General features: G+C 67.9%; 11 protein-coding genes. 5 read left to right on the forward strand and 6 right to left on the reverse strand.

Features of this window, described 5'->3' with window-relative positions; genetic code table 11:
* From C1H66_RS00970 to leuC, 5 genes are all read right to left on the reverse strand, one after another.
* Positions 1-372, reverse strand: a 372-nt coding sequence (locus tag C1H66_RS00970) for a type IV pilus assembly protein FimV (RefSeq protein WP_423133057.1), incomplete at its 3' end; no start/stop codon positions are given.
* 243 nt (positions 373-615) lie between these two features.
* Complete coding sequence (asd, locus tag C1H66_RS00975; RefSeq protein WP_102626056.1) at positions 616-1,728, reverse strand: aspartate-semialdehyde dehydrogenase; 1,113 nt, start codon at positions 1,726-1,728, stop codon at positions 616-618.
* Positions 1,729-1,825: 97 nt separating this feature from the next.
* Entirely contained in the window at positions 1,826-2,905 is a 1,080-nt protein-coding gene (leuB, locus tag C1H66_RS00980; RefSeq protein ID WP_102626057.1) for a 3-isopropylmalate dehydrogenase, read from the reverse strand.
* Complete coding sequence (leuD, locus tag C1H66_RS00985) at positions 2,902-3,561, reverse strand: 3-isopropylmalate dehydratase small subunit (RefSeq protein WP_102626058.1); 660 nt, start codon at positions 3,559-3,561, stop codon at positions 2,902-2,904. Before leuD ends, leuB begins: the two co-directional genes overlap by 4 nt.
* Before the next feature lie 3 nt (positions 3,562-3,564).
* Positions 3,565-5,013 carry a 3-isopropylmalate dehydratase large subunit gene (gene leuC, locus C1H66_RS00990; protein ID WP_102626059.1) on the reverse strand — a complete coding sequence of 483 codons (1,449 nt, stop codon included), beginning with the start codon at positions 5,011-5,013 and terminating at the stop codon, positions 3,565-3,567.
* A gap of 302 nt (positions 5,014-5,315) precedes the next feature.
* Between leuC and C1H66_RS00995 the strand changes: the two genes are divergently transcribed.
* A complete protein-coding gene (locus C1H66_RS00995; RefSeq protein WP_102626060.1) occupies positions 5,316-6,218 on the forward strand; it encodes a LysR family transcriptional regulator in 903 nt (300 codons plus the stop codon).
* A gap of 43 nt (positions 6,219-6,261) precedes the next feature.
* Positions 6,262-7,587, forward strand: a complete 1,326-nt coding sequence (locus tag C1H66_RS01000) for a hypothetical protein (protein WP_102626061.1) — start codon at positions 6,262-6,264, stop codon at positions 7,585-7,587.
* A gap of 12 nt (positions 7,588-7,599) precedes the next feature.
* Here the strand turns inward: C1H66_RS01000 and C1H66_RS01005 are convergent, their stop codons facing one another.
* Positions 7,600-8,118, reverse strand: coding sequence for a zinc ribbon-containing protein (locus C1H66_RS01005; protein ID WP_102626062.1), 519 nt, complete (start codon positions 8,116-8,118; stop codon positions 7,600-7,602).
* Between the two features lie 213 nt (positions 8,119-8,331).
* On the opposite strand from C1H66_RS01005, the gene leuS reads away from it, so the two are divergent.
* Genes leuS through holA form a run of 3 tightly spaced genes read left to right on the forward strand, consistent with a single transcriptional unit; the run spans position 8,332 to position 12,552 of the window.
* A complete protein-coding gene (gene leuS / locus C1H66_RS01010) occupies positions 8,332-10,953 on the forward strand; it encodes a leucine--tRNA ligase (protein WP_102626063.1) in 2,622 nt (873 codons plus the stop codon).
* A 26-nt stretch (positions 10,954-10,979) separates the two neighbouring features.
* Positions 10,980-11,471, forward strand: a complete 492-nt coding sequence (locus tag C1H66_RS01015) for an LPS-assembly lipoprotein LptE (protein ID WP_102626064.1) — start codon at positions 10,980-10,982, stop codon at positions 11,469-11,471.
* 22 nt (positions 11,472-11,493) lie between these two features.
* Entirely contained in the window at positions 11,494-12,552 is a 1,059-nt protein-coding gene (gene holA, locus C1H66_RS01020; RefSeq protein ID WP_102626065.1) for a DNA polymerase III subunit delta, read from the forward strand.
* The last annotated feature ends 151 nt before the right edge of the window (positions 12,553-12,703 follow it).

The raw sequence follows: 12,703 nt of genomic DNA on the forward strand, positions 1-12,703 counted from the left end.
CAGGGTCACCTCACGCAGTTGCTGGCCGCCGGGCCAGTCGAAGCGCAACAGCAGATCGAGCCAGGGCTCGCGAACGGGACGCTCGGTGGTCAGATCCAGCACCAACCGGCCCTCGCGCTGCTCGACGGCCAGCCGCACGCTGGCCGCCAGCGGGGTCCGGACCAGGCCGGCGGCCGAGAAGGCGCGATCATCGGCCACCGACACGTTGAGCAGGCCCGACGACATGCCGCCGGTATCCGACAGGGGGATGCTGGCACGCAATGGGGCATTGAGTGTCGAGCGCACGTCGGCCTCGCCCAGCCCCAGTGCCGACGCCAGGGGGCTGGCAGCAGAGAGCGAAAGCAGCATGGCGAGAGTCAGCTTGCGTTTCATGGTGTTCCCTTGCGTCTCCCGGCATCACCGTCGCTGGGTCGATGGGAAGCCGGCGAAATGATTAGTCCCGTTATGATCTTTATGTATCACAAACCTGCACCGGCGCGCCTGTCAGGGATCATGCTTGATGCCCTGCCTTTCAACGTAAGCCAGGACCAGGCGTTCTCGCGAATCCGGCGCTCGTACAAAAGAAGGGGGCGCCTCCCGAAGGAGACGCCCCCGCCCCGATGCTGTCGCCCGCGATCACTGCTCGCGCAGGATTCTCAGCATCCGCTTGAGGGGTTCGGCGGCCCCCCACAGCAGCTGGTCGCCGGCGCTGAAGGCGGAGAGGTACTCGCCGCCCATGGCCAGCTTGCGCAGCCGGCCCACCGGCACGCTCAGGGTCCCGGTGATGGCCGCCGGCGTCAGGTCGCGGATAGTCGCTTCCTTGTCGTTGGGGATCACCTTGACCCAGTCGTTGTGCTTGGCGATGCGCTCCTCGATCTCGTCGATGGGCACGTCGCGCTTGAGCTTGATGGTGAAGGCCTGGCTGTGGGAGCGCATGGCGCCGATGCGCACGCAGAGCCCATCGATGGGGATCGGGTTGTCCTGGAGGCCGAGGATCTTGTTGGTCTCCACGGTACCCTTCCACTCCTCCTTGCTCTGGCCATTGTCGCGCTTGACGTCGATCCAGGGCAGCAGGCTGCCGGCCAGCGGCGCACCGAAGTTGTCGGTGGGGAAGTCGCCCGACCGCATCGCCGCGGTGACCTTGCGATCGATGTCGAGGATCGCGCTGGAGGGGTCGGCCAGCTCGGCAGCCGCACAGTCACGCAGCGCCCCCATCTGGTTGAGCAGCTCGCGCATGTGCTTGGCGCCGGAGCCGGAGGCCGCCTGGTAGGTCATCGAGGTCATCCACTCGATCAGGTCGGCCTCGAACAGGCCGCCGAGGCCCATCAGCATCAGGCTGACGGTGCAGTTGCCGCCGACGAAGGTCTTCGCTCCCCCGGCCAACTGGGCATCGATGACGTGACGGTTGACCGGATCGAGGATGATGGTCGCCTCGTCCTCCATGCGCAGGGTGCTGGCGGCATCGATCCAGTAGCCTTTCCAGCCGCTGCCGCGGAGGTCGGCGTAGACCTCCTTGGTGTAGTCGCCGCCCTGGCAGGTGATCACCACGTCCAGGGCCTTGAGGGCCTCGAGATCGAAGGCGTCCTTCAGCGGAGGCACGTCGACACCGACGTCGGGGCCGGCCTGACCGACCTGGGAGGTGGTGAAGAAGACCGGCTCGATGCCATTGAAATCCCCGTCTTCCACCATGCGCTGCATGAGCACCGAGCCCACCATGCCGCGCCAACCGACGAAACCGACCTTCAACATGTGAAGTCCTCCCGAAATTGAATGTGGCCCATATTATACAGGAACCGGACCCGCCTCGCAGGCGGGTCCGGGAACGACAAGCAGATCAGGGCATTCCCTACAGCCCCTGGAAGGCCGCCAGCACGGCGTCGCCCATCTCCACGGTGGATACGGTGCGCCGGCCCTCGGAGGCAATATCCGCGGTTCGCAGGCCGTCGTCCAGCACCTTGCCCACCGCCGCCTCGATGCGCTCGGCGAGCGCCGGCTCGTTCAGCGAATAGCGCAGCATCATCGCCACCGAGAGGATGGTCGCCAGGGGGTTGGCGACGTTCTTGCCGGCGATGTCCGGGGCGCTGCCGTGACAGGGCTCGTACATGCCCTGACCGCTCTCGTTGAGCGAGGCCGAGGGCAGCATGCCGATGGACCCGGTCAACATCGCCGCCGCATCGGAGAGGATATCGCCGAACATGTTGCCGGTGACAATCACGTCGAACTGCTTGGGTGCCCGTACCAGCTGCATGGCGGCGTTGTCGACGTACATGTGGGAGAGCTCGACGTCGGGATACTCCGGCGCCAGGCGCTCCATCACCTCGCGCCACAGGATGGTCACCTCGAGCACGTTGGCCTTGTCCACCGAGCAGAGCTTCCCGTGGCGCTTGCGGGCCATCTCGAAGGCCACGCGACCGATACGCTCGATCTCGGACTCGGAGTAGACATAGGTGTTGAAACCCACCCGCTCGCCGTCGCGCTCCTCGATGCCACGGGGCTGGCCGAAGTAGATGCCGCCGGTGAGTTCACGCACGATCATGATGTCGAGCCCCGACACCACCTCGGGCTTGAGGCTCGACGCCTCGGCGAGCTGCGGGTAGAGGATCGCCGGGCGCAGGTTGCCGAACAGGCCGAGATGCTTGCGCAGGCCCAGCAGCCCCTTCTCGGGGCGCTTGGCGAGGTCCTCGAGCCGGTCCCACTTGGGGCCGCCCACGGCACCCAGCAGGATGGCGTCGGCGGCCCGGGCCTTCTCCAGGGTCGCGGCGGGCAGTGGCTCGCCGTGTTCGTCGTAGGCGGCACCGCCCACCAGGGCCTCCTCCACCTCGACGTCGAGGCCTCGGGCCTGGCAGGCGGCCAGCACACGGCTGGCCTGGGCGGTGATCTCGGGACCGATGCCGTCGCCCGGGAGAACGAGAATCTTGCGGCTCATGATGCCTCTCTCTGGTTGTCACGGAACAGCCAGGGGCGCGCCTGGCGGTGCTGCTGCTCGAAGGCGCGGATGGCGTCCTCGTCCTTCAGGGTCAGGCCGATGTCGTCGAGTCCCTCGAGCAGGCAGTGCTTGCGGAAGGCATCGACCTCGAACTCGAGGATCTCGCTGGACGGCGTGATGACCCGCTGGTTCTCGAGGTCCACGTCGAGCCGATACCCCTCGCTGGCCTCGGCCTCCTTGAACAGGCGATCCACCGTCTCCTCGGGGAGGGAGATCAGCAGGATGCCGTTCTTGAAGGCGTTGTTGTAGAAGATGTCGGCGAAGCTCGGGGCGATCACCACCCGGAAGCCGAAGTCCTCCAGCGCCCAGGGCGCGTGCTCCCGCGAGCTGCCGCAACCGAAGTTGCGCCGGGCCAGCAGCACGCTCGCCCCCTGATAGCGCGGCTGGTTGAGCACGAAATCGGGATTCAGCGGGCGCTTCGAGCAATCCTGGCCGGGCTGGCCCTCGTCGAGATAGCGCAGCTCGTCGAACAGGTTGACGCCGAAGCCGGTGCGCTTGATCGACTTCAGGAACTGCTTGGGAATGATCAGGTCGGTGTCGACGTTGGCGCGGTCGAGCGGCGCGACGAGGCCCTCGAGGCGTTCGAACTTCTGCATGGCTCAGGCCTCCTGAACGGACGGTTGAGAGTCGTCGATGCTGCGCACATCGACGAAGTGACCGGCGATCGCCGCCGCCGCCGCCATGGCGGGGCTGACCAGGTGGGTACGCCCACCGTAACCCTGGCGTCCCTCGAAGTTGCGGTTCGAGGTGGAGGCACAGTGCTCGCCGGCGCCGAGCTTGTCGGCGTTCATCGCCAGGCACATGGAACAGCCGGGCTCGCGCCACTCGAACCCCGCCTCGACGAAGATCCGGTCGAGCCCTTCGGCCTCGGCCTGGCGCTTCACCAGGCCGGAACCCGGCACCACCATGGCGAGCTTGATGCTGTCGGCCACCTTCTTGCCCTTGGCCACCTTGGCGGCCTCGCGCAGGTCCTCGATGCGCGAGTTGGTACAGGAGCCGATGAACACCTTGTCGAGCCGGATATCGGTGATCTTCTGCTTCGGCGCGAGCCCCATGTACTCCAGCGCCCGCACATAGCCGCGCTGCACGGTCTCGTCCGCCTGGGCCGCCGGATCGGGCACCTCGCCGGAGATGCCGGTGACCATCTCGGGGCTGGTGCCCCAGCTGACCTGCGGCTCGATCGTGGCGGCGTCGAGCGTCACCACCTTGTCGAAGGCGGCGTCGTCATCGGAGACCAGCTGGCGCCAGTCGGCCACGGCGGCGTCCCACTGCTGGTCGGTCGGGGCGAAGGGGCGTCCGCGCAGGTACTCGATGGTGGTGTCGTCGACGCCGATCAGGCCCACCCGGGCACCGGCTTCGATGGCCATGTTGCACACCGTCATGCGGCCTTCCATGGAGAGATCGCGGATGGCGCTGCCGGCGAACTCGATGGCATAGCCGGTGCCGCCGGCGGTGCCGATGCGACCGATGATCGCCAGCACGATGTCCTTGGCGGTGACGCCGGTACCGAGCTTGCCCTCCACCCGTACCTGCATATTCTTCATCTTCTGGGCCAGCAGGCACTGGGTGGCCAGCACGTGCTCGACCTCGGAGGTGCCGATACCGTGGGCGAGCGCGGCGAAGGCGCCATGGGTGGCGGTGTGGGAGTCGCCACACACCACGGTCATGCCCGGCAGCGTGGCGCCCTGCTCGGGGCCCACCACATGCACGATGCCCTGGCGCGCATCGTTGATGCGAAACTCCTCGATCCCGAAGGCCTCGCAGTTGTCGTCCAGGGTCTGCACCTGAATCAGCGAGACCGGATCCTTGATCCCGGCATTGCCTTCGGCGCGCTCGATCACGGTGGTCGGCACGTTGTGATCAGGGGTCGCCAGGTTGGCGTCGAGCCGCCACGGCTTGCGACCGGCCAGCCGCAGGCCCTCGAAGGCCTGGGGTGAGGTGACCTCGTGCAGCAACTGTCGATCGATGTAGATCAGTGCGGTACCGTCGTCGCGCTCCTTCACCAGGTGCTGCGACCACAGCTTGTCGTAGAGTGTCTGGCCTGCCATGTCGTTCTCCCGGGCTCGGGGCCCTGTTCTCATCTGGTCGGTCATCAAAATGTTGCCCGAAGTCGTGGGGCTGTCCCGGCGCTGGCGCTCCCTATGGGGTCAGACCCCAGCGGTGTCGAATCCGCTCGAAGCGTGCACTACGACAGGCTGCATGACTTGGCCGGGGTCTGACCCCATAGGGGCTGCCTCGGCGCTTGGCGCTGGGTGTTTTCCCCTGTGACCGCAGTCTTGCGCGGCTCGACCATAAAAGCAATTCATGTTATTTATTCATTGGATTCCACAAAGGAATAAGAAGCGAAGCGGTGGATACGCAAAGCCTTCAGGCCTTTCTCGCGGTGGCCGACAGCGGCAGCTTTTCCCGCGCCGCCGAACAGCTCCACCTCACCCAGCCGGCGGTGAGCAAGCGCATCGCCGTGCTCGAGGGCCAGATCGATGCCCGGCTGTTCGACCGTATCGGCCGGCGCGTCACCCTCACCGAGGCCGGCCGGCTCCTGCTGCCCCGGGCGCGGCAGATCCTGGTGATGGTGGACGACAGCCGCCGGGCGCTGGGCAACCTCGCCGGCGACGTGGGCGGCAGCCTGACGCTCGCCACCAGCCACCATATCGGCCTGCACCGCCTGCCGCCACTGCTCAAGGCCTATACCGGCCGCCACCCCGGGGTGCGCCTGGACCTGCACTTCCTGGATTCCGAACAGGCCTACCAGGGCGTGCTGGACGGCGAGCTGGAGATCGCCGTGGTGACCCTGGCCCCCCACCCCGACGAGCATCTGGAGGTGGTGCCGATCTGGATCGACCGGCTCTGCTTCGTCTGTGCCCCCGACCACCCCCTGGTCGACCATGAACGACTGACGCTCCACGAGCTCTGCGAGTTCGATGCGGTACTGCCCGGGGCGCTGACCTTCACCCGCACCCTGATCGAGGCGCGCTTCGCCGCCGCCGGCCTGACCCTGCCCGTGGCGCTCTCCACCAACTACCTCGAGACCCTGAGGATGATGAGCGCCATCGGCCTGGGCTGGAGCCTGCTGCCCGAGGGCCTGGTGACCAGCGAGCTGCGGGTGCTGGCGGTCGACCATCCGCCCATCCACCGCCCCCTGGGCTACCTGGTGCACCGGAGCCGTACCCTCTCCAACGCCGCGCGGGCCATGCTCGACGAGCTGGAGGCCGCCCGCGAACCCGCCGCCAGGGAGTGGCGGGAGACCCGATGAATTGTTTAGTCTGCTCAGAATATCCTCCAGAGCTCCCGTCACCGTGACCGACAGTGCCACCCCGCCCCCGCTCCGCCATGCCCTCGCCGGCCACCTGATCCTCGCCGGCCTGGTGCTGCAGGTGCTGCGCTTCGCCGGGGTGCCGCTCCTGCCGCACCTGGTGAGCTACGGATTCTGGCTGGCGGTACTGCTGCTGTGGCCCGAGCTGCCCCGGCGCACCCGCCGCCAGGCCGGCGCCCTGGCCGGCCTCGGGCTGGGGCTGCTGGTCGTGGCGCAGTGGCGATATGGCGCGGACGTCGCCTGGCCGCGCATGCTCGACGGCAACAGCTACGTGGTGGCGATGCTGGTGGGGGTGAGCTTCATCGGACTGATCGGCAACCGCCGCGGCGACGCCCGCCCACTGGGCCACCCGGTGACCGGCAGGCGCGGCATCGCCGGCACCTGGCTGGGGGTGCACCTGCTCGGGGCGATCCTCAACCTCTCCACCGTCTTCATGATCGGCGACCGGCTGCAGCGCAACGGCCCGCTGACCATGCCCCAGTTGCTCGCCCTCAACCGGGGACTGTCGAGCGCGGCGCTCTGGTCGCCGTTCTTCGCCTCCATGGGGGTGGTGATGACCCTGGCGCCCGAGATGCGCTTCTCGACCGTGGTCGCCATCGGACTGCCCCTGGCGCTCTGCGCCGGACTGCTCAGCCTGGCGGACCTGTCGCGCCGCTTCGATCTCACGGAAACCCCAGGCTTCTCGCTGTCGCCGCCGAGCCTGCTGATGCCCGCGTCGCTGGCCGCGCTGGTGATGCTCTTCCACTACGGGCTGACGCCGGGCCTGAGCATCGTCAGCATCATCACCTTCCTGCTGCCGGCCGTAGCGCTCGCCTCCAACCTGCCGCGGGGGCCTCGCTGGACGCTGCGACGGGTACGCCTGCACACCCTGGGCCGGCTGCCGGCGATGCGCGGCGAGATCTCGCTGTTCCTCTGTGCCGGACTGCTGACCCAGGGGCTCTCGATCTGCATCGCCGCCGCCACCGGCAGCGAGTGGACGCTCTTCGCCCGCTTCGGCCCCCTCGAGGCGGTGGCGAGCTTCCTGGCCATCGTCGCCAGCGCGGTCCTCGGCCTGCACCCCATCATCGGCGTCTCGGTACTCGCCTCGATACTGGAACTCGACGCCGGCCGTCAGACCCTGTTCGCCTTCGTGGCCCTGGCCTCCTGGGCGGTGGGTACCAGCGTGGGGCCCCTGTCGGGCATCAACCTCTCCCTGCAGGGACGCTACGGGGTCAGCGGGACGCGGATGATGCGCCAGAACCTCGGCTATGCGGCGGTGATGACCGCCCTCGTGGTCGTCGCCATCCTGGGGCTGGATGCCTGGCTGTAGGCCGGCGCGGGATCACTCCAGCGGCGCACGCGCGAAATAGCGGTGCCCGCACTGGTGGCAGGGCTCGATGCGTGCCACCCCCTCCAGGGTGACCACCGCACCACAGTGTACGCAGGCCATGCGTCCGGGGGCCGCCATCTCGCCTACGCAGTAGTCGGCGCGGGCGGCCTCCAGGTTTTCCTCGAACTGCTCGCGCTCGACGACGCTGCGGTCGGCGATGGAGAGCAGCGACTCCACCACCTTGCGCGACAGCATGGAGAGATCGATGCCGAGCCAGGTCGCCACGCTCTCGCCACCGGCCCCCAGGTAGCGGCGCATCTCCTTGAGGTCGCGCTCGACCCAGGCACGCAGCAGCGACAGCTCGTCCTTGGTGAACTCCTCCAGCTCGGCTTCGAACTCCACCGCGTCGTCGAGCTCCTGCTGCAGGTTCTCCCAGGTCAGCTCGTGGGCGCCCTCCTTGAGGCGGTCCAGCATGCGCTCGTAGCCTTCGCGCAGGCGGCGGTCGTGACGGGGATCCTTCTGCTCGCTCATGATCTGCTCCTTCCGTTCTCGAGGCGACGGGCCCGGGCATAGCCGGGCGCTGCCGTGCTGGGGTATCCTTGCCTACCATTTAGACGACATCCTGCCGGCAGTTCAATGTCTTGACGCATCCTGGCGCCGAGCCCATGACACCGGACAATGCCCATTGACCCGCGCAGCGCCCGCGAGCGGTGCGCCTGACTTGCAAGGTACCCGTAGACAGCGATGGATGCACAGTACAAGCCCTTCGAGATCGAGCGCGACGCCCAGCAGTTCTGGGACCGGAACCAGTGCTTCAAGGCGGTGGAGGATGCCCGCCGCGAGAAGTTCTACTGCCTGTCGATGTTCCCCTACCCCAGCGGCAAGCTGCACATGGGGCACGTGCGCAACTACACCATCGGTGACGTGATCTCGCGCTTCCAGCGCATGCAAGGCAGGAACGTCATGCAGCCCATGGGCTGGGATGCCTTCGGCATGCCCGCCGAGAACGCCGCGATCCAGAACCGGGTGCCGCCGGCCAAGTGGACCTACGACAACATCGACTACATGCGCCGCCAGCTGAAGGCGCTGGGCTTCGCCTACGACTGGAGCCGCGAGTTCGCGACCTGCGACAGCGACTACTACCGCTGGGAACAGTGGTTCTTCACCAAGCTGCTCGAGAAGGGCCTGGTCTACAAGAAGATGTCCACCGTCAACTGGGACCCGGTCGACCAGACCGTGCTGGCCAACGAACAGGTGATCGACGGCTGTGGCTGGCGTTCCGGGGCCCCGGTGGAGCGCAAGGAGATCCCGCTGTGGTTCCTCAAGATCACCGACTACGCCGAGGAGCTGCTGGCCGATCTCGACGAGGTGGAGTGGCCCGAGCAGGTCAAGACCATGCAGCGCAACTGGATCGGCAAGTCGCGCGGCGTCGAGCTCACGTTTGATATCAAGACCGCTGAAGCTTTTGATATCAAGACCGCTGAAGGCTCCGAGTTCAAGGGCGGCGCCGCCGAGCCGCTCTCGGTCTACACCACCCGCCCCGACACCCTGCTGGGGGTGACCTACGTGGCCGTGGCCGCCGGCCACCCGCTGGCGAAGGCGGCCGCCGAGGGCAACGCCGAGCTCGCGGCCTTCCTCGAGGAGTGCTCCCACGGCGGCACCTCGGAAGCCGAGCTCGCCACCATGGAGAAGAAGGGCATGCCCACCGGCCATGTGGCGGTGCATCCCCTCACCGGCCGCGAGGTGCCGATCTTCGTGGCCAACTTCGTGCTCATGGAGTACGGCACCGGTGCGGTGATGGCGGTGCCCGGCCATGACCAGCGCGACTGGGAATTCGCCACCCGCTACGGCCTGCCCATCGAGGCGGTGATCGCCGACGAGAGCGGCCAGGCGCCGGACCTCTCCGAGGGCGCCTACGTGGACTACGGCCCGCTGATCAACTCCGGCGAGTTCGACGGCCTCGACTTCCAGGCCGCCTTCGAGGCCATCGCCGCCAAGCTCGAGTCGCTCGGTCGTGGCGAGGTGAAGACCAACTTTCGCCTGCGCGACTGGGGCGTGGCGCGCCAGCGCTACTGGGGCGCGCCGATCCCGGTCAAGTACGGCCCGGAAGGCCAGACCGTGCCGCTCACCGACGACGAATTGCCCGTCGCGCTGCCCATGGAGGTCACCGTCGACGCCTCCGGTTCGCCGCTCAAGAAGATGCCGGAATTCTCGGAGCTTGGTGACGGCTGGGTGCGCGAGACCGATACCTTCGACACCTTCATGGAGTCCTCCTGGTACTACGCGCGCTTCTGCTGCGCCGACAACCCGGAGGCGATGCTCGACGAGCGCGCCAACTACTGGCTGCCGGTGGACCTCTACATCGGCGGCATCGAGCACGCCATCCTCCACCTGCTCTACGCGCGTTTCTTCCACAAGCTGATGCGCGATTTCGGCCTGGTCGATTCCGACGAGCCCTTCCAGCAACTGCTGACCCAGGGCATGGTGATCGCCGAGACCTTCTACCGCACCTCCGAGAACGGCGCCAAGGAGTGGTTCAACCCCGCCGACGTCGAGGTCCGGCGCGACGACAAGGGCCGCCCGATCAGCGCCGTCCTGGTCGCCGACGGCCAGCCGGTGGAGATGGGCGGCATCGAGAAGATGTCCAAGTCGAAGAACAACGGGGTCGATCCCCAGGCGATGATCGACCGCTTCGGCGCCGACACCGTGCGCCTGTTCATGATGTTCGCCGCCCCGCCCGAACAGTCGCTCGAGTGGTCCGACTCCGGCGTCGAGGGCGCCAACCGCTTCCTCAAGCGGCTGTGGCGCCTGGTCGGCGAACACCTCGACGCCGGCAACCCCGGCGCGCTCGATGTCAATGCCCTGAGCGACGTCCAGCGCGAACTGCGGCGCAAGACCCACGAGACCATCAGGAAGGCGAGCGACGACATCGGCCGGCGGACCACCTTCAATACCGCCATCGCCGCGGTGATGGAGCTCACCAACGCCCTGGCGCGCTTCGACGACACCGGCCCCCAGGGCCTGGCCGTGGCCCGCGAGGCCGTGGAGGCCTGCGTGCTGCTGCTGGCGCCGATCACCCCCCACGCCTGCCACGCCCTGTGGCGCGAGCTCGGCCATGACGAGCCGGCCATCGACGCCGCCTGGCCGGTGCTCGACGAGTCGGCCCTGGCCCGCGACAGCATCGAGCTGGTGGTGCAGGTCAACGGCAAGCTGCGCGCCCGCATCGAGGTGGCCGCGAACGCCGACAAGGCCGCCATCGAGGCCCTGGCACTGGCCGCCGAGAACGTGCAGCGCCATACCGAGGGCAAGACGATCCGCAAGGTGATCGTGGTGCCCGGCAAGCTGGTCAATATCGTCGTCGGCTGATGCCCATCACGGCAAGGAGAGCTCGCATGCAGCGCCGAACCCTTCTACACCTCGGACTGGCCGTCGGTGCCTCCCTGGCGCTGGCCGGTTGCGGCTTTCGCCTGCGCGGCCTGGGCACCCCCGAGGCTGTGCTCCCCGAGCTCGCGCTCGCCGGGCCCGAGAGCGACTTCTCGCGGCTGACCGCCGAACGCCTCGCGTCCGCCGGCACGCGGGTCCACACCGGCGCCCCCCTGGTCCTCAGCCTGGGCGACGAGGCCTTCCGTGAGCGGCGCCTGAGCGTGCTCGAGAGTGGTCCCCGCGAGGTGGAGCTGGAGCTGTCGGTGCCCTTCTCGGTGCAGCGCCGCAGCGACGGCGCCTATCTGCTCGACCAGCAACGGCTCGAGGTCAGTACCCGCGTCACGGTAAGCGACGACGATCTGCTGTCCCAGGATGACATCCGCGAGGAGACCCGCGAGCAGCTTCGCCGGGAGGCGGCCGACCGTCTCCTCGACCGGCTCCGGGCGCTGGCCGACGCATGACGGGACGGATCCAGGAGCGCTCGTGAAGATCTATGCCGACAAGCTGCCCGAGGCGCTGACGAAGAAGTTGCCACCAGTGGTGATCGTCGCCGGCGACGAACCCCTGCAGCACATGGAAGCGTGCGACACCGTTCGACAGGCGGCCCGGCAGGCGGGCATCGAGGAGCGCGAGATCCTGCCCGTGGAGGCCAACTTCGCCTGGGGACGATTGCGGGAAGCCTCCGCCAGCCTGTCGCTGTTCGCCTCGCGCAAGCTGATCGAACTTCGCCTGGCCGGCAACAACCTCGGGCAGGAGGGCAGCAAGGCGCTGAAGGAGTACGCCGACGACCTCGGACACAGCGACAACGTGTTGTTGATCGCCATGGGCAAGCTCGATTTCCGCCAGCAGAAGAGCGCCTGGTTCCAGGCCCTCGACAAGGCGGGCCTGTTCGTGCCGGTATGGCCGGTGGATGCCTCCAGGTTGGGGTTCTGGCTGCGCGACCGGGCAGAACGCCATGGGCTCACCCTCGAGCTGGATGCCGCCCGGCTGCTCGGCGAGCGTACCGAAGGCAACCTGCTGGCCGCCGACCAGGAGCTGCAGAAGCTGGCCCTGCTGGCCCCCCCCGGCGCGCGCATCACGCCCCGGGAGATCGCCGGCGGGGTGGAGGACAGCGCCCGCTACGACGTCTTCACCCTGGTCGATGCCTGCCTCAAGGGCGAGAGAGCGAGGGTCTCCCGCATCATGGCCGGCCTGCGCGGCGAGGGGGTGGAGGCCCCCATCGTGCTCTGGGCCCTGACCCGCGAGCTGCGCACCCTGCTCTCCCTGCACCAGCATCTGGACCAGGGACAGAGCTTCGAGCACGCCTGCAAGTCGCAGAAACCGGCGATCTTCGACAAGCGTCGGCCGGCCTACCAGCAGGCCTTGGGCCGGCTGCCGAGAAAGCGCCTGCACAAGCTGCTGCTGTTCGCCCAGCGCCTCGACCTCGCCATCAAGGGCGCCTCGCCACTGCCGGTCCAGGACGGCCTGCACGACCTCGCCCTGACCCTCGCCGGAGGGCGTGGGCTGCTCGCCGAACTGCCCTCCTCCTACCGTATCGCCTGACGATTGACATGGCGGCTCATGCCCGCCCGCTGCCTTCACGCTCCCCCGTTGATGCCAAGGGCATGAAACTTCAGGCCATTTTTGCCTATACTGGTAGCGCATCGCTGAAGCACGTCTCGACCGCTGCCTCGCCTGGACGCGACGCGTGGAT

Origin of the sequence: Halomonas heilongjiangensis (assembly GCF_002879645.1) — a bacterium.
Lineage (GTDB): Bacteria > Pseudomonadota > Gammaproteobacteria > Pseudomonadales > Halomonadaceae > Halomonas > Halomonas heilongjiangensis.

Bases quoted from the DNA above. Each gene is read 5' to 3' on its own strand.
- asd (WP_102626056.1), bottom strand. From the start codon at position 1,728: ATGTTGAAGGTCGGTTTCGTCGGTTGGCGCGGCATGGTGGGCTCGGTG.
- leuB (WP_102626057.1), bottom strand. From the start codon at position 2,905: ATGAGCCGCAAGATTCTCGTTCTCCCGGGCGACGGCATCGGTCCCGAG.
- leuD (WP_102626058.1), bottom strand. From the start codon at position 3,561: ATGCAGAAGTTCGAACGCCTCGAGGGCCTCGTCGCGCCGCTCGACCGC.
- leuC (WP_102626059.1), bottom strand. From the start codon at position 5,013: ATGGCAGGCCAGACACTCTACGACAAGCTGTGGTCGCAGCACCTGGTG.
- C1H66_RS01005 (WP_102626062.1), bottom strand. From the start codon at position 8,118: ATGAGCGAGCAGAAGGATCCCCGTCACGACCGCCGCCTGCGCGAAGGC.
- leuS (WP_102626063.1), top strand. From the start codon at position 8,332: ATGGATGCACAGTACAAGCCCTTCGAGATCGAGCGCGACGCCCAGCAG.
- C1H66_RS01015 (WP_102626064.1), top strand. From the start codon at position 10,980: ATGCAGCGCCGAACCCTTCTACACCTCGGACTGGCCGTCGGTGCCTCC.